The 22758-nt window shown below is 54.6% G+C and carries 20 protein-coding genes; all 20 read left to right on the forward strand.

All coding sequences use genetic code 11. The annotated features are described in order from the left end of the window. The first annotated feature begins 3 nt into the window (after nucleotides 1-3). The 20 genes from ABT56_RS08885 to ABT56_RS08980 all read left to right on the forward strand — a co-directional run bounded on the left by ABT56_RS08885 (nucleotide 4) and on the right by ABT56_RS08980 (nucleotide 22709). Nucleotides 4-846: an ExeA family protein gene (locus ABT56_RS08885; protein ID WP_047878531.1), complete on the forward strand. Its 843-nt coding sequence runs from the start codon at nucleotides 4-6 to the stop codon at nucleotides 844-846. A 6-nt stretch (nucleotides 847-852) separates the two neighbouring features. Beyond that, entirely contained in the window at nucleotides 853-2058 is a 1206-nt protein-coding gene (locus ABT56_RS08890; protein WP_047878532.1) for a tetratricopeptide repeat protein, read from the forward strand. Nucleotides 2059-2060: 2 nt separating this feature from the next. Beyond that, nucleotides 2061-3776 carry a GspE/PulE family protein gene (locus tag ABT56_RS08895; RefSeq protein WP_047878533.1) on the forward strand — a complete coding sequence of 572 codons (1716 nt, stop codon included), beginning with the start codon at nucleotides 2061-2063 and terminating at the stop codon, nucleotides 3774-3776. Between the two features lie 16 nt (nucleotides 3777-3792). After that, the gene (locus tag ABT56_RS08900; RefSeq protein WP_047878534.1) at nucleotides 3793-5013 is read left to right on the forward strand and encodes a type II secretion system F family protein; all 1221 of its coding nucleotides are present in this window, start codon (nucleotides 3793-3795) and stop codon (nucleotides 5011-5013) included. Continuing rightward, nucleotides 4994-5482 carry a hypothetical protein gene (locus ABT56_RS08905; RefSeq protein ID WP_047878535.1) on the forward strand — a complete coding sequence of 163 codons (489 nt, stop codon included), beginning with the start codon at nucleotides 4994-4996 and terminating at the stop codon, nucleotides 5480-5482. Before ABT56_RS08900 ends, ABT56_RS08905 begins: the two co-directional genes overlap by 20 nt. An 86-nt stretch (nucleotides 5483-5568) precedes the next feature. Continuing rightward, complete coding sequence (locus ABT56_RS08910) at nucleotides 5569-6159, forward strand: prepilin-type N-terminal cleavage/methylation domain-containing protein (RefSeq protein WP_047878536.1); 591 nt, start codon at nucleotides 5569-5571, stop codon at nucleotides 6157-6159. A 26-nt stretch (nucleotides 6160-6185) separates the two neighbouring features. Beyond that, complete coding sequence (locus ABT56_RS08915) at nucleotides 6186-6734, forward strand: type II secretion system protein (protein ID WP_047878537.1); 549 nt, start codon at nucleotides 6186-6188, stop codon at nucleotides 6732-6734. A 132-nt stretch (nucleotides 6735-6866) separates the two neighbouring features. Further along, nucleotides 6867-7388, forward strand: a complete 522-nt coding sequence (locus tag ABT56_RS08920; RefSeq protein ID WP_047878538.1) for a type II secretion system protein — start codon at nucleotides 6867-6869, stop codon at nucleotides 7386-7388. Between the two features lie 163 nt (nucleotides 7389-7551). Then, nucleotides 7552-8079: a type II secretion system protein gene (locus ABT56_RS08925; protein ID WP_047878539.1), complete on the forward strand. Its 528-nt coding sequence runs from the start codon at nucleotides 7552-7554 to the stop codon at nucleotides 8077-8079. Nucleotides 8080-8188: 109 nt separating this feature from the next. Next, the gene (locus ABT56_RS23230; protein WP_053062425.1) at nucleotides 8189-8674 is read left to right on the forward strand and encodes a prepilin-type N-terminal cleavage/methylation domain-containing protein; all 486 of its coding nucleotides are present in this window, start codon (nucleotides 8189-8191) and stop codon (nucleotides 8672-8674) included. Next, entirely contained in the window at nucleotides 8664-9332 is a 669-nt protein-coding gene (locus ABT56_RS08935; protein WP_053062426.1) for a type IV pilus modification PilV family protein, read from the forward strand. Before ABT56_RS23230 ends, ABT56_RS08935 begins: the two co-directional genes overlap by 11 nt. Beyond that, nucleotides 9332-10090: a PulJ/GspJ family protein gene (locus tag ABT56_RS08940; protein ID WP_047878540.1), complete on the forward strand. Its 759-nt coding sequence runs from the start codon at nucleotides 9332-9334 to the stop codon at nucleotides 10088-10090. The genes ABT56_RS08935 and ABT56_RS08940 overlap by 1 nt, the downstream gene beginning before the upstream one ends. Further along, a complete protein-coding gene (locus ABT56_RS08945) occupies nucleotides 10080-10508 on the forward strand; it encodes a hypothetical protein (protein WP_047878541.1) in 429 nt (142 codons plus the stop codon). The genes ABT56_RS08940 and ABT56_RS08945 overlap by 11 nt, the downstream gene beginning before the upstream one ends. Beyond that, nucleotides 10501-14100 carry a DUF6701 domain-containing protein gene (locus ABT56_RS08950; RefSeq protein ID WP_047878542.1) on the forward strand — a complete coding sequence of 1200 codons (3600 nt, stop codon included), beginning with the start codon at nucleotides 10501-10503 and terminating at the stop codon, nucleotides 14098-14100. The genes ABT56_RS08945 and ABT56_RS08950 overlap by 8 nt, the downstream gene beginning before the upstream one ends. Nucleotides 14101-14215: 115 nt before the next feature. Next, nucleotides 14216-15259, forward strand: coding sequence for a rod shape-determining protein (locus ABT56_RS08955; protein WP_047878543.1), 1044 nt, complete (start codon nucleotides 14216-14218; stop codon nucleotides 15257-15259). A 40-nt stretch (nucleotides 15260-15299) separates the two neighbouring features. Next, a complete protein-coding gene (mreC, locus tag ABT56_RS08960; RefSeq protein ID WP_047878544.1) occupies nucleotides 15300-16163 on the forward strand; it encodes a rod shape-determining protein MreC in 864 nt (287 codons plus the stop codon). After that, entirely contained in the window at nucleotides 16150-16638 is a 489-nt protein-coding gene (gene mreD, locus ABT56_RS08965; protein ID WP_047878545.1) for a rod shape-determining protein MreD, read from the forward strand. The genes mreC and mreD overlap by 14 nt, the downstream gene beginning before the upstream one ends. Nucleotides 16639-16745: 107 nt before the next feature. Further along, nucleotides 16746-17318, forward strand: a complete 573-nt coding sequence (locus ABT56_RS08970; RefSeq protein WP_047878546.1) for a Maf family protein — start codon at nucleotides 16746-16748, stop codon at nucleotides 17316-17318. A 14-nt stretch (nucleotides 17319-17332) separates the two neighbouring features. Then, on the forward strand, nucleotides 17333-18802 hold the full coding sequence (gene rng / locus ABT56_RS08975; protein WP_047878547.1) for a ribonuclease G: 1470 nt from the start codon (nucleotides 17333-17335) through the stop codon (nucleotides 18800-18802). Nucleotides 18803-18815: 13 nt separating this feature from the next. Continuing rightward, nucleotides 18816-22709, forward strand: a complete 3894-nt coding sequence (locus ABT56_RS08980) for a YhdP family protein (RefSeq protein ID WP_053062427.1) — start codon at nucleotides 18816-18818, stop codon at nucleotides 22707-22709. Nucleotides 22710-22758: the final 49 nt, after the last annotated feature.

Raw genomic sequence — 22758 nt, forward strand, 5'->3', positions numbered from 1 at the left:
GCCATGTATCTGTTTCACTTCGGTATGGGGGCGGCACCTTTCGGGTTGACGCCCAATACTGCATTGTTCCATGCCCTTCCTCCGCATCTCGAGGCGATTGAAACGACCCTTGCCGCTCTTTCTATGGGCGAGGGGATCATTCAGATCGCCGGCGAGGTCGGAACGGGCAAAACTCTGGTTTGCCGGATGTTAATGGGGCGGCTCCCCGAGCATTGTGAGCTTGCTTACCTGCCGACCCCTGCTGCCAGTGGCTACGAGCTGCGGATTGCATTGGCCCGTGAGCTCGGCCTGGCCACCGACGGTGACAGTGCCCTGTTGGCAGATCGCCTGCAGCAGGGGCTGTTGGCGCGCAAGGCCGAGGGGCGGTCGGTCGTCGTGCTTATTGATGAAGCCCAGGCTCTGCCAGATGATGCTCTTGAGGTGATCCGATTGTTGGGTAATCTTGAAACCGAGCATGAGAAGTTGCTGCAAATTATATTGCTGGGCCAACCGGAGCTTGATGATCGGTTGGCGAGCCACCATTTGCGCCAGTTCCGTCAGCGGATCACATTTCGTAGCGCTCTGCGCCCCCTTACCCATGCCGAGACCGTGGCCTATATCCGTTTTCGTCTGGCCGGGGTTGGGGCATCCCCCGTTTTATTCCCGTATTCTGCCGCTAAAGCCATTTGGCGGGCGAGTGGAGGCATTCCGAGACTCATTAACCAGTTGTGCCACAAGGCACTGATAGCTGCATGCAGTGATAAGCGTCAACAGATCACCCGCCGTGATGTTCTGCTGGCAATTCGAGATACATTGGGAGCACGCCAGCCTCGCTGGACGTATCCGATTTTATGGGGATGGCAATAAGAACCCATGAGTGAACTGAACAAGAAATTACAAACATTGAGTCGGCAGCAGCCCGCGAGCATGGGCTCGTCGCTGGAGCCGGCAGATATTGCACCGCTTCCTACTCGCCGTTACGGATACTGGTTGGCGTTAGCCTGCACCGGTTTGCTCGCATCGGGATGTGTGGGCTGGTGGTTCGGTAGCCAGCCGGTGGAGGCTGTGTCGGCCCCCACGCCTGCCCCCGTTGCCGTTGCGTCCCATGCAGATGGGGAGCGTGTTCCCGAGCCTGCAAAAAAGGATGTGGGCCCGATGGTATCTTCCGCAACGCCTGATGTTCGGAAGATCTCGGAGCAGACGCCAGTGGAAGAGGTCGCACTGGCTCGCGGTGAACCTGAGGATAGTACCCCGGCGATTGCCAGCGTTACCGAGCTGGCCCCAATTGTCTTACCACCTCCGCCGGCGTCTGCCAGCCCCGCTTCTGTTGTCGCGGTAGCCCCGGCGGTACCGCCAGAGAAAAAAGCGCCTTCCAAAGAAGCTCGGGTTAAGGCAGCTGCCGTTTCAGCTAAGGCCGTCCAGCCAGCCGGTGGAACGCGGAGTGAAGCTGATGCGGAGGATGAGCCGGAAAGCGGTTTGGTGATAGAAACCGTGGCCCTGACGCCCGCGCAGCTGGCAGATGTGGAGTTTGGCCGAGCGGAAAAAGCCATGAAGGAAGGTAACAGCCGCAAGGCAGCGGACTATTACGAAGCGGCATTGTCCTATCGCCCTGATTGGGCCGAAGCCCGCCAAAAACTGGCAGCCCTGTATTACGGGCGGGGCGATGTCCGCCGTGCACTGGCTATTTTGCAAGAAGGTCTTGGCTATGACAGCCAGCAGCCGGTATTGCGCCTGACGCTGGCTCGGTTGCTGGTCAGTGAGTCGCAGCAGCAAGCTGCGCTCAATGTGTTGGCTGTCTTGCCTGCCCAGCCGGATAGTGGCTATCTCGCGATGCGCGGGGCATTGGCCCAGCAGCTCAAGAGCAACAATCTTGCCCTGAGCAGCTACCAGAGGCTTGTTGAACTTGAGCCTTATGATGGCCGCTGGTGGATGGGGCTGGGTATTGCATTGGAGCGTGGCGGCAATGGTACAAAAGCCGAACAGGCCTATCAGCAGGCATTGCTGATGGGGCGAATATCATCACAATCACAACAGTTTATTCAGCAGCGGCTGAATGTATTGGCCAGTTCGGAGGGGTAACCGTGGCAATCCGTCTTAGAAAACGTCTGGGCGACTTGTTGGTTGAAGAAGGGATCATCAACCAGTCGGAGTTGGAGCAGGCGCTGAACCAGCAGCAGGCATCCGGCCGCAAGCTGGGGGATACCCTCATCAGCATGGGGATCCTGACCGAGCAGCAGTTGCTGCAGTTTTTGTCGCGTCAGTTGGACATCCCGCTGGTCGACTTGACCCGGCTGAGCGTCGATACCGAAGCGGTGGCCTTGCTGTCAGAGGTCCATGCCCGTCGCCTGCGTGCATTGGCCGTGGGGTTGAATGACGATACGGTGCGGGTTGCGATGAGTGATCCTGCCGACTTGTCGGCCCAAGAGGCGATATACAACCAGCTTAGCCAGTACCGTGTCGAGCTGGTTATTGCGCCGGAGCGGCAGTTGATCGCGGCCTTTGACCGCTACTACCGCCGGACTCAGGAAATTGTCTCCTTTGCTGAGCAGTTGCAGGCCGAGCATCAGAATGAAAATGACTTCGGTTTTGGGCTCGATGACGATGGCAACGAGGAAGTCACGGTTGTTAAGTTGATTAACTCGCTGTTCGAGGATGCGATTCAGGTTGGTGCTTCGGATATTCATATCGAGCCGGACAGCAAGGTGTTGCGGATCCGCCAGCGGATCGACGGCGTTCTGCATGAGACCTTGCTCAATGAGTCCGGGGTGGCTTCGGCATTGGTGCTGAGACTGAAGCTGATGAGCGGGTTGGATATTTCCGAGAAGCGTCTGCCGCAGGACGGGCGCTTCAACGTCAAGGTACGCGGCAATTCGGTTGATGTCCGTGTCTCGACCATGCCGGTCCAGCACGGAGAGTCGGTGGTTATGCGACTGCTCAACCAGTCAGCGGGGATCCTGAGCTTGGAGGAAATCGGGATGCCGGCGGCGATCCTTCAGCGTTTCCGGCGCCAGCTGCGCCGCCCGCACGGGATGATTCTGGTGACCGGGCCGACGGGATCGGGCAAGACGACCACCCTTTACGGGGCGCTCAATGAGCTAAACCAGCCGGGCAAGAAGCTGATTACGGCCGAGGATCCAGTGGAATACCGGTTGCCGCGGGTCAATCAGGTGCAGGTTAACAGCAAGATCGGCCTGACGTTCTCGTCGATCCTGCGTACATTCCTCCGTCAGGATCCCGATATTATTTTGGTTGGTGAGATGCGTGATCAGGAAACCGTGGAAATCGGCCTTCGATCGGCATTGACCGGCCACTTGGTATTGTCGACCTTGCACACCAACGATGCGGTCGACAGTGCATTGCGGATGATGGACATGGAAGCCCCGGGGTACTTGGTGGCCAGTGCGGTTCGCGCGGTATTGGCACAGCGGCTGGTTCGCCGGATCTGCCGTGATTGCTGTACGCCCTATGATCCGGACGAGGCGCAGCTGCAGTGGCTCAGGGCGCGTTTCCCGAACCATGCCGATGCCCAGCTGTATCATGGCTATGGGTGCCAGAGCTGCAACTTTACCGGTTTCAAGGGGCGGGTTGGGGTCTTTGAGCTGCTGGAAATGACCCCGGCGATGATGGATGCCCTGCGCGGCGGTGATGCGGTGCGCTTTACCCAAATTGCCCGCACCAGTGAGGGTTACAAGCCGCTGATTGAGTCGGCGATGGAGTTAGCTACCGAGGGTATAACCAGCCTCAACGAGGTATTGCTCCTCGGTGAGGGGGAAGAGTATGACGGTTGTTCTCTGTGAGTAGTGAGGATAGATAATGGCTGTATTCAAATATCGCGGCCGGGGTAGTAAGGGCGAAATCCAACGTGGCCAGATAGAGGCTGCCAATGAGGGATCGGCGGCGGACTTGTTGATCCGTCAGGGGATCATTCCGTTGGAAATTCGTCGGGTAAAGAGCCGTCAGGCTGCACATAACTGGGCTGAGTTTTTCAAGGCCAGCGTGCCGCTTGAGATCCTGGTGATATTTTGTCGTCAGCTCTATAGCCTGACCAAGGCCGGGGTCCCCTTGCTGCGTTCGATGAAAGGGCTGGGGCAAAGTACCAGCCACCCGTTGATGAAGGCGACGCTGGAAGCTGTTGTGGTGGAAATGACCAACGGCAAGTCGCTATCGGCTGCGATGCGCCAGCACCCCCGGGTATTTTCCGATTTGTTCATTTCGATGATCCAGGTGGGCGAGAATACGGGTAGGCTTGATGAGACCCTGTTGCAGCTCGCTCTTTATTTTGAACAGGAGATGGAAACCCGTCGCCGGATCAAGTCGGCGATGCGTTACCCGCTGTTTGTGGTTAGCGCCATCATGCTGGCGATGACCATCCTCAATATCAAGGTGATACCGCAGTTTGCCTCGATGTTCAGCCGTTTCGGTGTCGAGCTGCCGCTTCCCACCCGGATGTTAATCGCCAGCTCAAATTTCTTCGTTCATTACTGGCCGCTGATGCTCGGTGGCAGCGTGGCCGCGTGGCTGGGGATCCGGATATGGCGTAGGACACCGGCCGGGAGCGAGACATGGGACCGTTGGCGGCTGAAAGTGCCCATTGTGGGCGATATCGTCAACCGGGCCCAGCTATCACGTTTTTCCCGTACTTTCTCGCTGATGATCCGGGCCGGGGTCCCGCTCAATACCGCATTGCAAATGTCGGCTGAATCACTGGGCAACCGTTATCTAGAAAGCCGTCTGGTCGAGATGAAAAACGGGATCGAATCTGGTGGCGGGATTGCGGCGACGGCTAATCACTCAGGGGTCTTCACCCCATTGGTCATGCAGATGATTGCCGTAGGCGAAGAGACCGGTCAGGTCGATGAGCTGCTGCTGGAAGTCTCGGATTTTTATGATCGGGAAGTGGACTATGACCTCAAGACCCTGACAGCCCGTATTGAGCCTATTCTGTTGTTTGTCGTGGCGATTATGGTACTGATTCTGGCTCTGGGTATTTTCTTGCCGATGTGGGGACTGCTCGATGTCGCGCGGGGCGTTTGAATACAATCTGCGCCGGCGACAAGTCTATTTCTTGTACGGTGCGGTGGCGTTGTTGCTGGTGGCCGTGTTACTGGTCGAATGGCACAAGGTTTACCGCGAAGCGGAGAAGGTTCAGCTGCAGACGATGGCCAACACCATTATTCACAGCGCCTCGGCGCTGCGTCAGCAGTGGGAGCTTGAGGGGCACCCCAAGCAGTCTGAAACCGACGGTATTCATTATGGTCATACCCAACGGGGATGGCCAATTATACGCATACGACAAGAAATTGACTGTCCATTAACCTGGCAGTTGCTCTCCTCCCGTGAAAATGTACCTGAATACCTACGTGTGGTGGAAAAAAAGATTTCCAATACAGAGCCTTACAATTCATGTTTTTATGAGGTGAGTCCCGGGAAATGGCTGGAAATTTTTTATGAAAATGAGACAATATACAGCAACGTTTTTTTGACGCATCACCCAAGAAAGTGATGCATATTTGACAAGCGGTATCGTGGTTATTTTGCGGCCAGCCCGGCTGCGGTGCTTTGTTATCGGTATATGGAGATAAGGTTGTCATGAACAAGCAGTCGGGTTTTTCCTTGGTTGAATTGGTTGTTGTGATTATTGTTGTCGGCTTGCTGGCTGTGGCGGCGTTGCCGCGTTTTATGAATGTGACTGACGAAGCCAAGAAGGCCTCCATTGAGGGGATCGCCGGTGGCTATGCCACGGCGGTAATGTCGGTGCGTGCCCAATGGGAAGCTTATGGGCGCCCAAAAAATGATGGCCGCAGCATGGTGGATTATGACGGTACCGACTTCTACCTGACGATGGAAAGTGATGATGGCAAACCGCGTATTGGCTATCCCGTCTCGCTGGACAACAAGGCCATCGATAGCATGGTGGTTGCTGACTGCGTCTCATTGCTGGATAACCTATTGCAGAACCCGCCACGGGTGACTAGCGATAGCAAACAGGCGGCGGATGATGACTACCTGTTCTATACCGATTTGACCACTATCGATAACCAGAAAGCGTGCCGCTATTACCAATTGGCCTCGAAGGTTAAGGGCAGTGACGGTATAGCAAATGTGACGTCGGGTCATTACTTTACCTATCAGCCTGCCAAGGGGCAGGTTCGTACTGAAATTCGTCAGGCTGCAATCTAGGTCGCATGTCAATGAAGGTGATTGGGATGAAGCGTCAGGGTGGTTTTACGCTGATCGAGTTGGTCGTAGTAATCGTGATACTCGGCATTTTGGCCGTAACGGCTGCGCCGCGTTTCCTTGATTTGCAGGGCGACGGCCGCAAGGCGGCGTTGCATGGCCTGAAAGGGGCGATCAACGGAGCGAGCGGTATTGTCTTTGGCAAGGCGGCGCTAGAGGGGAAAGAGCAGTTGCCAAGTACCGCACTGGGCGATGATAGCAAAGGAACACGTATTGCCTTTGGGTATCCGGCTGCCGAAGAAGACGGGATGACCCGGGCATTGATGCTAGACACCGATGATGAATGGAGTGTGGCCTATGGTAAGGCAAGCCAGGTTCGTGGTGTCGAGAATGGAACGCCCCAAGTGGTATATACCTTGAAGGCGCTTGAGCCGGTGCTAACGGGCACGAGCAAGGTGGCTGGCAGCTATTTCGAGCAGATTAAAACGACACACTGCTATGTCGAGTACAGTCAGGCTCACCGGATCTCACGGGAAATTATCGAGCCCATGGTCACCGTGTACCACGCGGGCTGTTAGTGTTTGCCTGCCTGCGCGTAAGGTATAAGCGGATACATTGAGTAAATAGCGAGTCTGCCCGGCAATGGATGCTGGGTACAGATCGCTGTTTGTTTTTATTGTTAATAATAAAGTCCTTGTTAGGAGAGAAGTATGAAACGTCAGGGCGGCTTTACGCTGATTGAATTGGTAGTGGTGATTGTGATCCTCGGTATTTTGGCTGTGACAGCTGCACCGCGCTTTTTGAACCTGCAGGGTGATGCCCGAGGTTCGACGCTGGAAGGCCTTAAGGGCGCGATCAACGGCGCGACAGGCATTGTCTACGGCAAGGCGGCGATTGAAGGCAAGGAGCAGGCTGACGGCTCCTCTACGGCGATTGATGTTGATGGAATCACCACTAGTTTTGGTTACCCTACAGCACAAGATACGGGTATCCAGAAAGCATTGAAACTTGATACCAATGAGTGGAAGGCGGCTTTCGGCAATACATCAAATCAGCCTCGAACAGCATTGTTTACTCTGAATGCGATTAAGCTGGGCAATGAAGCGACGGATGTCGCCAAGGTGGAAGCGACAAAATGTTATGTTAAGTACACCGAAGCGCAACAAATTGGCACAGCTCCAAACCAAACGATTAAAGAAGCTAAGGTCGAAGTGGTTAAGAAAGGCTGTTAATCATTGTATAGGGCCCTTCGGGGCTCTATTTCCTCAGTGTCGGCCTCTTGCGGGTATTGAGGAAATAGAGTGGATAGTGGTAGCTATTTACCGGATTTTGATTCGGTGAGTGATAGCTATTTTCTCGTGTTGTTAATAATAAAGTCCTTGTTAGGAGAGAAGTATGAAACGTCAAGGCGGCTTTACGCTGATTGAATTGGTTGTGGTGATTGTGATCCTCGGTATCTTGGCTGTGACAGCTGCGCCGCGTTTTTTGAACTTGCAAGGTGATGCCCGCGGGTCGACGCTGGAAGGTCTTAAAGGTGCTATGAACGGCGCGACCGGTATCGTGTTCGGCAAGGCGGCTGTTAAGGGCCTAGATCAGTCTCCGACTGCTGATCTGATCGTTGATGGTAAGACGATGAAATTGGCATTTGGCTACCCGGATGCATCAAAAGACGGTATCACCAATGCATTGAAGCTGGATTTGTACACCGCTGCTGTTGAGGGCGGGGCCGCTGAGCATAAGGGCGAATGGCAAGTTCAATATGACGGTACAGATGCCTACTACACGTTGAGTGCAATTAAATTGGCTTCTGATATCAAGTCAAGCACTTGTTATGTGAAATATACGCAGGCTACTCAAACAGGGGAAGGCGATGCTAAGACGACGCTAGAACCTGTCGTAAAAGTTGAGAAAAGCGGCTGTTAATTCCTGGTTTGATAGAGCCCTGCGGGGCTCTATTTCCTCAAGTGCTTGGTGGAGTATGTCGAGTGTTTGAGGAAATAATTCTTATCGTCTTTTTTCTTCGGGATGAGTTATGGCCCGTACGCCTCGCGGTTTTACCCTAGTTGAGCTGATTGTGGTGATAGTCCTTATCGGGATTATCTCTGTTGTCGCGGCTACGCGGCTTATCGGACGCAGTAGCTATGATCCCTATCTCAATCGTGATCAGGCGATTGCCATGACCCGCCAAATCCAAGTTGCCAGCATGAATAGCGAGTTGGGGCAGGACTGCCGCCAATTGGTTGTCTCTGCTGATTATTTCGGATCGCCAGTTAGCTGTGCTGGGTTCGTCCATCCCCTGACCGGCGCCAGCGACAATTTGGCACTCTCTGTTACTGGTTTGCCTGACGGGGTGAATAGCATGATGTTCAACCTAATGGGGCAGCCTTACTATCTTGATGCCGGCAACACTCCCCAGCGGCTCTGCCTGCGAGGGTGCCGTTTTGTGTTTGGCGGCAACCGCTCGGGTGAGCAGGCGGTGATGGCGATGAACAAAGAAGGCTACGTCTATGCCGAATAACACCAGCTTACCATCTCCTTGCCAGCCCTCTATGCGCCGTCAGTCCGGCTTTACGCTTATCGAAGGGATTGTGGCGATGGTGCTCCTCAGTATTGCCATGGTGACGTTGAGTAGCTTTTTGTTCCCTCAGGCTGAGCAATCGGCCAGGCCCTATTATCAGGCGCGCGCTGCCGCCATCGCCAATGCCTTTTACAATACGATATTGTCCCGTCAGTTCGATGAGAACAGCGGGCTGCTCACCGACAATACGGTACGCTGTGACGAGACGGCATTTGGTGCCGCAAAATGTACGGATGAAGCTAAATTCGGCCCTGATAGTGGTGAGACGTATCGTGATGGCGAAAGCGCCAGTTCCCGGCTCAATGTGGCGGCGGCCAACGATGTTGATGACTTCGAGGGCTGCTGGGGGGATCGTGCCTTGTGTGCTACCCGTTATTCGCAGCAGCCGTGGCGGGGGCCGATTGAGAGCCTGCTGCACAGTGACGGCGAGTCGACAGATAGCTACCTCAATATGACCGTCGATGTCGCAGTCGGCTATGACGCCAGTATGAATACACCAAGCCCTGATTATCCTCATCAGCACAAGCGAATCACCTTGCAGGTCGATACCGGACGTCATGGCACATATGATTTTTCCGCCTTCCGGAGTAATTACTGATGGCGCGTTTATTGCGGCGGCAGCGCGGGTTTACCCTGTTTGAAATGGTGATTGCCCTTGTTGTCCTCGGGGTTATTGGACTCGGTATTGGTGCATATCTTCAGCTCGGGGTTGAGGGCTATGTTCAGACGGTGAGCCGGGATCAGCATCAGCTGATAGCGCGCTTCGCCCTGGAGAAAATGAGCCGCGAGATCCGCCATGCCGCGCCAAATAGTTTGGCGACCCGCCAGAGTGGCCAGTGCCTGACGTTCTATCCCGTTCGTTTGTCGGGTTTTTACCTGTATGAACCATCCCAGCAGAGCTTGGCGGTGACGCCGGTGCTGGGCAGCGAGGCTGACTGGCTGGCGATCGATGGGGACAGTTGGGCGGCAGTCGGGTTGGGGTCTGCGAGTCAGTATGACGCCAAACGGGACCGTGTATTGGGTGTTGCCAAAACCCGCGAACCGGAAGTATTGAATGTGCAGCTTGCCGTGCCTCTGCAGTCTCGTTCGCCGGGGAAGCGTTTTTATACCTACCGTGACAAGGTCAGTTACTGTTTTGAGTCTGCCACCCATAGCCTCTACCGCTTGGTTGGTGACAATGCGCAGCCGTCCACTGATACGCTAATCGCACAGGATGTCGAATCGGTGGCATTTACCGCGAGCGGGGCGGGTATGAACAGCAATGGGATGGCACATATCAAGATGGTACTGAGCGATCCTCAGAGTCGGGAGCGTTACTCCTATCAGCATACGGTACAGGTGATGAATGTTTTATAGCAGGCAACGTGGCAGCGTGTTGATGGTGGCGATCTTTGTGATCACCGTGATGGCAGTGATGGCAGCGGCATTGATCCGAATCGATTGGTCGGGGCAGGACACCACGACCCGTGAGATCCTTGCCAGCCGAGCTTGGTATGCCGCCCATTCGGGCAACGAATATATGATGAGTAAGTTGTTCCCGCTGGGTAGTCGCTTGGCTGATGCTGACGCTTGCCGTCAGTATACCGGTCAGCTACCAGCCGCACGCTTTCAGTGCCAGTCGTTAGTACTGACTTGTACCAAGATCCCTTATGGTGATAGTCCGTCACCGAGCTACAAATTCAAACTGGAAACCACCGCCCGCTGCGGAACCGGCAAGTTTGCCGTTTCCCGCACTCAGGAGTTGTGGGCCAAGGATGTTGAATCGCATGATTAGACCCTTATTTCTCGCGCTATGCTTGACCATTGCAGGTATGGCTCCGTTTCAGGCTTTGGCCGCAAGCTGCTTTGCCAGCAGCAAGGCATCGTTTGATGTGACGTTCATGATCGATCAGGCGCGGTTGTACGAAACCGTGATGGCCCAGCAAAGCCGCGGCCAGCGTCAGCTGCCGTTGTGGAGTGACGAGCTCAATACCAAGTTGTATGCCGTGATTGCCGATGATCATATTCAGCGTGGCAGGAATTATAAAGTCTGGCTTAAATATATCCATTCCGGCAATGCCAGCCAGAAGGCCGGTATGTTGGAGTATTACATTTGGGAGCAGGGAAATTGGAAGCTTCTCCAGCAGCGTTGGGCAGATCTCTCATCGCTGAAAAGTACCAAAATAGGGATCAAGGCATTGGGCAATGCTGTGACAGGCTTTCAGTGTCAGGCGCCACAGCCTCCTGAGTTAGCTGATTATTGTGACCTATTTCCAGGACCTCTTCAGACTTGGGAGGGTAATACCAATAACTACCACACATCAGACAAAGCGAGCACGATATTCAATACCAAGGAGCATCATATTGGTTTTAGTAATGCCATTATTAATGATTTATATGGCTCGCAGTACAAGCCCGAGGACAACGTTTTTGCCAAGTGTGACGGTGAGGCTTGCCTATTAAATGGCAAGATGGCAGCAAACCGAATTTTGACATGGGATACTTCGGCAGCAAAGCATATCGAAACATATAAAATTGTGCATAACGGTGAGAATTATACACCGCCAGTCGGAACGTATTTTAAAGATTCTGGCGGGGTCGCATATGGTCTGATTGTCGATAAAGGAGGCCATGTTACCTTCAACCAAGGTGAATATTGGTTTGATAATCTTAGTTTGATCGAAGGCGGTGAGATTACGATCAAGGGGAAGGTGATCATACATGTTCGTTATAAGATTGAGGCCAGTGCAGCAATTAATACCGATCATGATGCCGATGATCTGACCATTCTTGCTTACTATATGGACGGCCATGGCACGAGTAAATCTTGCCCGTTGCCACTTCATGGCCCAACTCGTCCTCCAGAGGTTGCTCAGGATTATACGGTAAAGCTGAATAATGCCGGTTCCATCCGAGGGCGTATCTATTCTCGAGGTCCGGTGGCGTTGTCTAATCAAACAACGATGCGTGGAGCGGTAACTGCCTGTCAGTTGCAGTTGACGAACCAAGCGGAGATTATTGGTGACAGTGCGTGCTTCAATCCCCCTCCGGCCAAGGATTATTTTATCGATGTAACCCCGGAGCAGGATTTCTCGCTGACCTGCGATCGGCAGAAGGTTGAGTTTCAGGTGACGGACAAAGAAGGCTTGCCAGCAAAGGGCTACAAGGGCGAGGTTGATATCGCTACATCGCTGAGTACGCCGGGCAAGGCCTATTGGTATAAACAGGAAAGTGGCGGGACGGGAAGCCGGCTTGATGCCAGCCAGGCCCACTCACTGGCCGTTGATGACAATGGCCATCTGGCGTTATGGCTCAAGAGCGACAAGATTGGCAAGGTGTCGGTGACGGCAACCCTCGCCGATGACAAGGACAAGAGCGATAGCGGCCTATACAATTTCGTGCCGTTCAAGTTTGTGATTGCGGATGAGCATTTGCCCGTTGTTGCAGGGCGTCCGGTGGATATCGAGATCAAGGCAATGGCTTGCTCTTCGCCGCAGAGCAACGAGGTGGCTTCAGGCTACCAAGGTGAGCGGACACTGACATTGGCGACCCGTTATGATGCCCCCTTGACGGGCCGGGATTCTGTCGAGCTGGCAGCGCCAAAGAGCGATGACTGGAAAACCGAGGCGATTAAACTGGATTTCAATCAAGGCAGGGCCAAGGCGCAGCTGCGCTACCTTGATGCAGGAAAGACCATGCTGACCCTGTTTGATCCCGAGTGTACGCTGGATGGTTGCGAGATCCTTCCGCGATCACGCCGAGCCAGCCTGCGCGATCTCGGTAACTGGCAGCGCCTTGAAGGCAGCCAGGCTGTTTGGTCACGGCCCTATACCTTTGCCCTGTGCAACGCAGGCGGAGAAGCCAAGCCGATCCAGAGTGCCACGGGGACATCTGTTAAGGGAAATGCCTTTGTTGCCGCTGGCGAGCAATTTGAAACCAAAGCCAAGCCAGTGATTTGGTTGCCGGTAGATGCTGGCAAGTCGGATATCGACGCGCAGGGCAATGCTAGAGGGACGGTTGACAGCTCGCAGATGTGCGGGCGGCCGATAACGGCTAATTTCATGGCTTCCGGCTCGCCGGGCACGAGCGTCGAGTTGTCAATTCCTGCAGGAGAGGGTATCCAGCCCCACTCGCCGAGGGTAGCCGGAGCAAGTGCTGGCCAGCTGTTTGTCGAAAACCAGTCTTTAACGAACCAATCCCTCGAAGACACCCCGTTTTCGGCACGCTGGAGCGAGGTCGGGAGCGTGTTGCTGCAGGCTGATACCCAAGCTGATTATTTAGGGATGGATATGAACATGGGCTATCGTCCGGTTGGCCGTTTTTATCCCAAGTATTTCAAAGTAGTCGAAGCACAAAGTGGTACTGCTTATCCGCAGGATCAGAGCTTTGTCTACATGGATCAGCCGTTCCGCGCGATGCTGAGGGTGCAGGCCCAGAATGCCCAGAAGCTGCCAACGGTCAATTACGGTTATTTTGCCGATAAAAATCAACTGGGTGTCGAGGTGGAAGCGGTTGATACCGGTGTCGATTATCTGTTGCCGAACCGGCTGACTGACCGTATTGATTTTGGCGGTTGGCCAAAGAATTGGGGCCAGATGTGGCAGCGGGACAGCGTGATTGTCCCTGATAGCCCGCTGCTGTTTGGCCGCTTGCTGGCCTCCCCGGCGGTACTGGCCGGCGGGAGGTCTACTGCACCTGATGGTCCGTATGAGGTTGCGATGGGGGTATTGCCGCAGGAGATGTCGGCAAGCGAGTGCCAGCAGGTTGGTTGTCCGGTATTGGCGCAGCCGAATATAGAAGTGGTCGCTTGCGGTGCCGGGCAGGATTGCAGCGAGCCTCGCAGTGCCGAGCAGTTCGCCCGTTTTGCCACCCGTTATGGCCGGATGGTGTTGGATGATGTTGCTGGACGTGCCGATAGCGATCTGACGATCCCGCTGCGGGTAGAGTACTGGAATGGTACTGAATTTGTGACCAACAAAGATGATGACGTCTCCCGGTTCGATGGCCAGTACAGCTGCCGCCAGATCCTCGCTCAGTCGGTGGCGATAAAGAGCCAATCGAGAATCGAAGGCAAAGGACAGGTTGAGGAAGGTGTTACAGGGAAGAAGCATTTGACGGCGATTCCTGATCCAACAAGAGGTTACCGCGAGCAGGCGCGTTTTTGGCAGAAGTTAGTTGACGCTAACCCGAAAAAGGCCGTCAGCAATGATCCGGACATAGCGTGTGAAAAAGGTTATGCTGGGGAGCAGTCTCAGCCCTGGTTGCTGTTTAACTGGCGTGGCTTGGGGGATGAAAATCCATCAGCAGTGGTTACTTTTGGGGCATACCGAGGGAATGACCGCATCATATATCGGGGGGAAAAGGGCATTAATGGGCTGCTTAACTAAATAAAATGCCGATCTGTGGCAGGTTTGACAATCCTTGCCTTGTCTCGATCCGCCCCCCCTGATACATTTAGCGCAATTTAACGAATTTCTGAGCTTGCAGGATTAGCCGAAGACTATGTTTAAAAAACTTCGTGGCATGTTTTCTAATGACCTGTCAATTGACCTGGGTACCGCCAATACCCTCATTTACGTCAAGGGACAGGGCATCGTTCTTGATGAACCCTCTGTTGTCGCGATCCGTCAGGATCGTGCCGGCGCAACCAAAAGTGTGGCCGCAGTAGGCCATGCGGCAAAGCAAATGCTGGGTCGTACTCCGGGTAATATTGCTGCGATTCGTCCGATGAAAGACGGTGTGATTGCCGACTTCTACGTGACAGAAAAAATGCTACAGCATTTTATCAAGCAGGTTCACGACAATAGCCTGCTGCGCCCAAGCCCACGAGTTTTAGTTGCGGTACCTTGTGGTTCGACCCAGGTCGAGCGTCGTGCAATCCGCGAATCTGCCCAGGGTGCTGGTGCGCGTGAAGTGTATTTGATCGATGAGCCAATGGCGGCTGCAATCGGTGCTGGCATGCCGGTATCGGAAGCAACGGGTTCTATGGTGATCGATATCGGTGGTGGTACGACCGAAGTTGCTGTGATCTCACTAAACGGTGTTGTTTACTCGTCGTCAGTACGCATCGGCGGTGACCGTTTCGACGAGGCGATCATCAACTATGTACGCCGTAACTACGGCAGCCTGATCGGCGAGGCGACCGCTGAGCGCATCAAGCACGAAATCGGTTCGGCTTACCCGGGTGACGAAGTCCGTGAGATCGAAGTCCGCGGCCGTAACCTTGCTGAAGGTGTGCCTCGTAGCTTCACGCTGAACTCCAACGAAATTCTGGAAGCATTGCAAGAGCCACTGACCGGTATTGTTTCTGCCGTGATGGTTGCCCTTGAGCAGTGCCCGCCTGAGCTGGCGTCTGATATTTCAGAGCGCGGTATGGTTCTGACTGGCGGTGGTGCGCTGTTGCGTGATCTGGATCGCTTGTTGACCGAAGAAACCGGTATTCCAGTGGTTGTGGCCGAAGAGCCGCTGACTTGTGTTGCCCGTGGCGGCGGCAAGGCTCTGGAAATGATCGACATGCACGGTGGCGATCTGTTTAGCGATGAATAATGCCCGCCCGGGCATTTCTACAAACAGGTTATAGTGTTACATGAAACCTATCTTTGGCAGGGGCCCCTCCCTGCAACTGCGCCTGTTTCTTGCTATTTTGCTGTCGGTTGGCCTTATGCTAGCCGACAGTCGTCTTGACGCCTTTGCGAATGTTCGTTACCTGCTCAACTCTGCCATAGCCCCCTTGCAGTACGCCGCTAACCTGCCGCGCGATATGCTTGACGGTGTTTCCGGCCAATTCAGCACTCACCAGCGCCTGCTTGCCGAAAACAAACTGCTACAGCGTGATTTGCTGGTGCAGCAAAGCGACGTGCTATTGCTTGAACAGTTGAAACAGGAAAACCAGCGGCTCCGTGAGTTGCTGGGCTCGCCGTTTGTCCGTGACGAAAAGAAACTGATTGCCGAGGTGATGGCGGTGGACTCGGATCCGTACAGCCATCAGGTGATGATCGACAAGGGCCGGGTTGACGGTGTTTACGAAGGCCAACCGGTGATCAACGAAAAAGGGATTGTCGGTCAGGTGTCCTATGTCGGTGCCCACAACAGCCGGGTGCTGCTGCTGATTGACCCGACCCATGCGATTCCGGTGCAGGTTGTTCGAAACGATATCCGGGTGATTGCCTCTGGCAGTGGTTTGGTTGACCAGATCCAGCTTGAGCATGTGCCGAGCAGTACCGATATTCAGGTCGGTGATCTGCTGGTGAGCTCTGGTCTCGGCGGGCGCTATCCGGAAGGTTATCCGGTAGCCCATGTCACTGAGTTTTCGTTCGACAACAAACGCCCATTTGCCCAGATCAAGGCCCGCCCGACAGTGCAGTTTGACCGATTACGTTATCTGCTGTTGGTGTGGCCGACCGCGCGCGAGACCTTGAGTGCAGGAGAAATGAACAGTGACGCACAGTAAAGCGAACGGTCGCGTGTGGATTTGGCTCTCATTCCTCGTGGCTTTGATTTTGCAGGCCGCACCGTGGCCTGGTGAGCTTGAGCCGTTTCGTCCTTCTTGGGTGATATTGGTGGCTTTTTACTGGGTGCTGGCCCTGCCGCACCGAGTCAATGTCGGTACCGCACTGGTGCTCGGTTTGCTCTGGGACCTGATGCTGGGCTCGACCCTCGGGGTGCGCGGGCTGATGATGTCGGTCCTGTGCTATATCGTGGCCCTCAATTTCCAGGTCTTGCGTAATTTGTCACTGTGGCAACAGGCGATGCTGATCGGTTTGCTGACCCTCGGTGGCAAGCTGGTGGAGTTCTGGGCTGAGTATCTGGTGTCGGTGATCACGTTCGATCCCGAAAGGCTGTGGGCCGTGGTATTGAACTTCCTGCTGTGGCCGTGGTTGTTCCTCCTGCTGCGCCGGATGCGCCGCAAGCTCTCAATTCGTTAATATATATTCCCAATACGATCTGTTCGGTGCTAGTGTGTAACCATGCCCATCAAGGCACAACGAATGGATCGTATTGATTTCCCAGACCAAACCGAATGAATGTTACTATGTCGACTCCGCAATTGTATTTAGCCTCAGGCTCCCCGCGACGCAAAGAACTCCTAACCCAGCTTGGTTACCACTTTGAACGTGTGGTTGTTGATGTCGAAGAGCAGCATCAAGTCGGGGAATCCCCGTCGGATTACGTCCAGCGCCTGTCCCGTGACAAGGCCAATGCTGGCGTTGCCGCCGTGGCGGGCGCGGCCCCGGTACTGGGGGCGGATACCATAGTGGTAGTGGATGGGACGATCCTAGAAAAGCCGCGTGATTTCAACGATGCCAAGCGGATGCTTACTCTGCTTTCCGGGCGTCAGCATCAGGTCATGACGGCGGTGACGCTGGCAAGCAGCTCGGCGCAATCCACTCGGCTTGTTATCACCGATGTCTGGTTCAAAACGCTATCAGAACAAGAAATAGAAGCCTATTGGGCTAGCGGTGAACCTCAGGACAAGGCGGGTAGTTACGGCATTCAGGGAATTGGCGGCAAGTTCGTCGAGCGCATTGATGGCAGTTATTATGCTGTGGTGGGGTTACCGTTAGTGGAAACCGACATCATGGTTCAAGAGTTTTTAAGTTTGTAAATTCAGAGGCAACCATGAGCACAGAGCTGCTGATAAACGTCACTCCGAGCGAGACCCGCGTCGCGATGATCGAAGCGGGGAGCTTGCAGGAAATTCATATTGAGCGTGAATCCAAGCGCGGTATTGTCGGTAATATCTACAAAGGCCGGGTCAGCCGGGTTTTGCCGGGGATGCAGGCTGCTTTCGTGGATATCGGCTTGGACAAAGCGGCATTCCTGCACGCTTCCGATATCGTCCCACATACCGAGTGTGTGGCCGAAAACGAGAAGAAGCAGTTTCAGGTCCGCGATATTTCCGAGCTTGTTCGTCAGGGGCAGGATCTTGTTGTACAGGTCGTCAAGGATCCGTTGGGTACCAAGGGCGCGCGCCTGACCACGGATGTGACTTTGCCGTCTCGTTACCTGGTATTTATGCCGGGGGCGAGCCATGTTGGTGTTTCCCAGCGCATTGAGAGCGAAGGCGAGCGAGATCGCCTTAAGCGGGTTGTTTCAGAATATTGCGACGATTTGGGTGGCTTTATTATCCGTACCGCTGCCGAAGGGGCTACGGACGAGGAAATCGCTCAAGATGCCGCGTTTTTGAAGCATCTTTGGCGTAAGGTGCTTGAGCGCCGTGCCAAGTACAAGCCAAAATCCATGCTGTATGGCGAGTTGGGCCTGGCCCAGCGGATCCTGCGAGATTTTGTCGGTACAGAGCTAGACAGTATTCTTGTTGATTCTCGATTGGGTTTTGAAAAACTCAAGGAGTTTACCGATGAATTCGTTCCTGAGCTGAGCGATAAGCTGGAGTACTATGCCGGCGAGCAACCTATCTTTGATCTCTATGACACCGAGAACGAAATCCAGCGTTCGCTGGATCGCAAGGTGGAGCTTAAGTCTGGTGGCTACCTGATTATCGATCAGACCGAGGCGATGACCACGGTGGACATCAACACCGGGGCATTTGTCGGCCGCCGCAACCTCGAAGAGACGATCTTCAATACCAATATCGAGGCCACCAAGGCGATTGCCCGCCAGCTACGGCTGCGCAATCTCGGCGGTATTATCATTATCGACTTTATCGATATGGCACTCGACGAGCATCAGCGCAGGGTATTGATTGCGCTGGAGCAAGCACTCTCTTATGACCGAGTGAAAACCAATATCAACGGCTTTACCCAGCTGGGCTTGGTGGAAATGACCCGTAAGCGAACCCGTGAAAGTATCGAGCATGTATTGTGTGATACCTGTCCGACTTGCGAGGGGCGCGGAACGGTGAAGACGGTGGAAAGTGTCTGCTATGAGATCCTGCGTGAGATCACCCGGGTCAACAGGGCTTACGATGCTGACCGTTTCGTGGTGTACGTATCGCCTGCTGTTGCCGAGGCACTGGCCGGGGATGAGTACCATGCGCTTGCCGAGTTGGAAGTCTTTATCGGTAAACAGGTTAAGATCAAGGGCGAGCCGCTGTATATTCAGGAACAGTTCGACGTTGTGATGATGTAAGCGAGGCGATGGCGTGACAACACTCCCCGTGCGTCTGGCCAGAAGCGTGATGTGGCTGGTACTAACATTGTTGGTACTGGCCGCAATTGCAATCAGCGCCTTGCGTTTTTTGCTGCCCCAACTCAATGATTACCGCGAGCCGATCAGGCAATGGGCGTCAGCGCAGGCAGGTATGTCGTTGGCGGTCGATCATGTCGAGGGCCAGTGGCGTAATTTAGAACCATCACTGACCCTGAAAGGGGTGAGTGTCAATTTGCCGGACGCGCCCCAATCGCTGGTGGCCATCGGTGATGTGTCGATGCGGTTGGATATGCTGGGCTCGCTGCTAAGCCTGAGCCCGGTATTTACCGATCTGCGTATTGATCGCCTCAGTTTGGATTTGACGCGTTTGAGCGGGTTTGGCGATGGCAATACCAATACTGCCGATGAACCTGCCGAGACGACTCAGCTGGCGACGATCCGCCGCCTTGAGGAGTTGCTATTTGTCCAGCTCGGACAGTTCTCCCTCCGTAATAGCGAAATTACCTTGATGTCACCGGCTGATGAGCGGATCACCATCGCGATTGAGTCGCTCAAGTGGGTGACCCTGAATAACCGGCACCGGGCAGAGGGTGTCATCAGCGTGGCCGATACCCATTTCAGCCAGATGACCGTGATGGCCAACCTATCGGCCAAGCAGCATCTCAGTGAGCTCTCCGGGCAGATATATCTTCGTGCCCGCAATCTCTCTTTAACGCCGTGGCTCAACAAAAAGGTGCTGACCCAGACCAATGTCACTGGCAGCAATATCAATGCCGAGCTGTGGCTTGAGATGGCCGACGGCAAGCCCTCCGGGAGCCTGTTACAGCTTGATGACAGCTACTTGCGCTGGCAGTCAGGCAAGCAGTCCCATACCTTCAAAATCACCAAGGGGCGGGTGGGCTTGAAGCCTGCAGCGCTGGCCAATGGTACCTCTGGATGGCGGGTTGACACCAACCAGCTGGCCCTGAGCACCGATGGCAAGGCGTGGCCGGCCTTTGAGTTGGCGGCGAGTTGGCATGAAGGGCAGTGGCAGGCGGCGATCAGCCAGTTGTCGCTGGCCAGGTTGCGGCCGTTTGCTGAGTTTATTCCTGACGGGAAAGAGACGGTGGCCATGCTTGGCCAATTACAGCCGCGTGGGTTGGTGAAGGATATTCGCCTGTCTGGTAACGGCGTGCAGGATCCTCGTTTTTCATTCCGCCTTGATCAGGTGGGGATCAATAGCTGGGATCTGGTTCCGGGCATGGGTAAGCTCAATGCCGAGGTGGCCGGGGATCTGAAAGGAGGCCGTGCGGTATTGAGCATGGCTGATGACACCCTGCCTTACAGCGAAGTGTTTCAGGCTCCTCTCAAGATCAAGCAGGGCGATATCACGGCCTACTGGCAGCTGGACAAGCAGGGCTGGCGGCTGTGGAGCGACCACCTTGCTGTTGCCACCCCGGATCTCAAGGTCGATGGCCAGTTCCGGATCGATTTCCCGGCGGATGCGCCTGCTTGGCTCTCTTTTTACGGCGAAGCCAGTGCTTACAAAGTGGGGGAAACATGGCGTTACCTGCCTGCCCCTGCATTGGGTCAGGAGTTGACGGATTATCTGTCTGCGGCGATACAAGGCGGTAAGGCAGAACACGCCAAGCTGCTGTGGTACGGCGAGCTCGAGGATTATCCCTACCAGAACCATGACGGTATTTTCCAGGCGGATGTACCGCTGCGCGGCGGTAAGTTCAGTTTCGATACGGTCTGGCCTGACTTGACGGATCTTAGCTTGGATCTGCTGTTTGAAAATGACTGGATGTACCTTGATGCCAGCCATGCCAAGACCATGGGGGCAACGGCTTCGCGAGTCACAGGCGGGGCCGAGCTGGGCGAGAATGGCCACCTTAAATTGACGGTGGATGTGGCGGCGGACGGTGAGCAGGTACGTGATTACATGCTCGCCACCCCGTTGGTGGACTCGGTTGGGGCTGCCTTGACGACCGTGCAAGTCAGTGGCCCTGTCAGCTCGCGGTTCAAGCTGGATATCCCGTTTGATGGCAGTGATGTCAGGGCGTGGGGGGATGCCACTCTTAGTGGTAATGCCGTCGTTCTTGATGCGCCGCCGATCCCGCTCGACAACGTGAGCGGCAAGATTGTGTTTGACAACGATGTAGTGAAAGCCGATGGACTTAAGGCGTCCATGCTGGAACAACCGATTGAGCTTGGATTTTCCGGGCGGAGCGTCGCGGACGGCTACCGGGTGGATGTGGATTTTGGCGGTAACTGGCAGGCAGAGAAGCTCCAGGCACAGCTAGACGATCCCCTGTTGGCGCATGTCCGGGGGCTGAGCCGCTGGCAGGGTAAAGTCGGTGTGGATCTGCACGATACCGGTTTTGATTATCAGGTCGCAGCCGATGCCGATCTCACCCAGATTTCGAGCCAGTTGCCATATCCGCTCAGCCATGTCGCAGGAACACCCCAGCGTCTGTCGCTGGCTGTTACGGGGAATAAGCAGCAGTTGACGGGCAAGCTGATCACCAAGGATGCGGCCTATCAGGGGATTTTCAATCTTCAAGGTGAGCGTATTGTCATCGAAGGCAGTGAGTTGGCTGTTGGCAAGTCGACGTTGCTGCCAACTAGAGGGGGCGTCCACGGGGTGGATATCGACAGCGAGCGGCTCGATGGCGACCGCTGGATAGCGCTGGCTGGTGAGATCCACGATAAAGTTGATACCGGTATTTCCAGCGGTACCCACAGTGCGTTTCCTGAACTGCCGCTGCCGACCCGGGTGAAGGCTTCGGTCAGGCAGTTGGTGCTCGCCGGGCTGGATTGGAACAGGGTGGCTTTGAATATCAGTCAGCAGCACGGCCGCTGGGATATTGCCGTTGACGGCCGTGAGCTCAAGGGCCGGGCGTCAGGTACCAAGGGAAGCCCGTGGAATATCAATATCGCCAGCCTGCACCTTAACCTGCCGGCGCTGGAGCAGCAAGATAGCTCCAAATATCAGCCACAGCGTGATATTACCCCACCGACGGAGTTTGACCGCTCGATGATGGCCAATATGCCGGAGCTTGATGTTCAGGTACATGATGCATGGCTGCAAGGGTACAAGCTGGGATCTGTATCGGGTAAATTACGCCGGGGTGTTGATATGCTCGAGTTGCAGAACTTTACGGTTGATTCAGGTTCGACGGTGCTTAATTTAGATGGGCACTGGAGTTTGCGTGGTGATCGCAGCGAAACTCAGATTGCATTCGATATCGAGGGTGACAATAGCTCGGACTTGATGGGGCGGTTTGGGATTAACGGTGGTATTCAGGGGGCTGAATTCAGTTCCTATGCGTCGATTCAGTGGCAGGGAACCCCATGGTCGGTTCACCGTGAGACCTTAAGTGGCGAGCTGAAGTCTGAGACCGGCAAAGGTGTGATCAGTGATATTGGTGGTGCCGGACGGTTGCTGGGATTATTCAGTATTGATTCGATTGTTCGCAAGATGAAGCTCGATTTTTCAGGGATTTTCGATGATGGCTTGGCTTTTGACTACATTCGAGGCAGCGGTCGGATTGAGAACGGCCAGTTCTATACTGATGATATCAAGATGCAGGCATTGGCCGGTGATATGTTTATCCGTGGAAGTGCTAATCTTGTAGATGAAACTGTTGATGCCAAAGTGAAATTTATCCCAGATTTCACTTCGGGGATCCCCGTGCTGACAGCCTTTGCGGTTGCGCCACAGACGGCGATTTATGTGTTTGCCATTTCCACGGCGCTGTCGCCGGTACTCGATGTCTTTACTCAGGTGAATTATATCGTCAAGGGACCGATAGAATCGCCATCTGTTACCGAGCAGTCTCGTTTTACCGGTGAGTTCAAGGTGCCTGATTCCATGAAAAGCAAGGAAACAGGCAAGGAATAACCACCGTTGCTGGTGGCAGTGATTATGATAGTCGGTATTGGATTTACCG

This window comes from Photobacterium aquae (genome assembly GCF_001029445.1).
Classification (GTDB): domain Bacteria; phylum Pseudomonadota; class Gammaproteobacteria; order Enterobacterales; family Vibrionaceae; genus Photobacterium; species Photobacterium aquae.

Excerpts from the sequence above, each read along its gene's own strand:
- ABT56_RS08885 (WP_047878531.1), top strand. The coding sequence starts at position 4 with ATGTATCTGTTTCACTTCGGTATGGGGGCGGCACCTTTCGGGTTGACG.
- ABT56_RS08890 (WP_047878532.1), top strand. The coding sequence starts at position 853 with ATGAGTGAACTGAACAAGAAATTACAAACATTGAGTCGGCAGCAGCCC.
- ABT56_RS08900 (WP_047878534.1), top strand. The coding sequence starts at position 3,793 with ATGGCTGTATTCAAATATCGCGGCCGGGGTAGTAAGGGCGAAATCCAA.
- ABT56_RS08905 (WP_047878535.1), top strand. The coding sequence starts at position 4,994 with ATGTCGCGCGGGGCGTTTGAATACAATCTGCGCCGGCGACAAGTCTAT.
- ABT56_RS08910 (WP_047878536.1), top strand. The coding sequence starts at position 5,569 with ATGAACAAGCAGTCGGGTTTTTCCTTGGTTGAATTGGTTGTTGTGATT.
- ABT56_RS08915 (WP_047878537.1), top strand. The coding sequence starts at position 6,186 with ATGAAGCGTCAGGGTGGTTTTACGCTGATCGAGTTGGTCGTAGTAATC.
- ABT56_RS08920 (WP_047878538.1), top strand. The coding sequence starts at position 6,867 with ATGAAACGTCAGGGCGGCTTTACGCTGATTGAATTGGTAGTGGTGATT.
- ABT56_RS08925 (WP_047878539.1), top strand. The coding sequence starts at position 7,552 with ATGAAACGTCAAGGCGGCTTTACGCTGATTGAATTGGTTGTGGTGATT.
- ABT56_RS23230 (WP_053062425.1), top strand. The coding sequence starts at position 8,189 with ATGGCCCGTACGCCTCGCGGTTTTACCCTAGTTGAGCTGATTGTGGTG.
- ABT56_RS08935 (WP_053062426.1), top strand. The coding sequence starts at position 8,664 with ATGCCGAATAACACCAGCTTACCATCTCCTTGCCAGCCCTCTATGCGC.
- ABT56_RS08940 (WP_047878540.1), top strand. The coding sequence starts at position 9,332 with ATGGCGCGTTTATTGCGGCGGCAGCGCGGGTTTACCCTGTTTGAAATG.
- ABT56_RS08945 (WP_047878541.1), top strand. The coding sequence starts at position 10,080 with ATGTTTTATAGCAGGCAACGTGGCAGCGTGTTGATGGTGGCGATCTTT.
- ABT56_RS08950 (WP_047878542.1), top strand. The coding sequence starts at position 10,501 with ATGATTAGACCCTTATTTCTCGCGCTATGCTTGACCATTGCAGGTATG.
- ABT56_RS08955 (WP_047878543.1), top strand. The coding sequence starts at position 14,216 with ATGTTTAAAAAACTTCGTGGCATGTTTTCTAATGACCTGTCAATTGAC.
- mreC (WP_047878544.1), top strand. The coding sequence starts at position 15,300 with ATGAAACCTATCTTTGGCAGGGGCCCCTCCCTGCAACTGCGCCTGTTT.
- ABT56_RS08970 (WP_047878546.1), top strand. The coding sequence starts at position 16,746 with ATGTCGACTCCGCAATTGTATTTAGCCTCAGGCTCCCCGCGACGCAAA.
- rng (WP_047878547.1), top strand. The coding sequence starts at position 17,333 with ATGAGCACAGAGCTGCTGATAAACGTCACTCCGAGCGAGACCCGCGTC.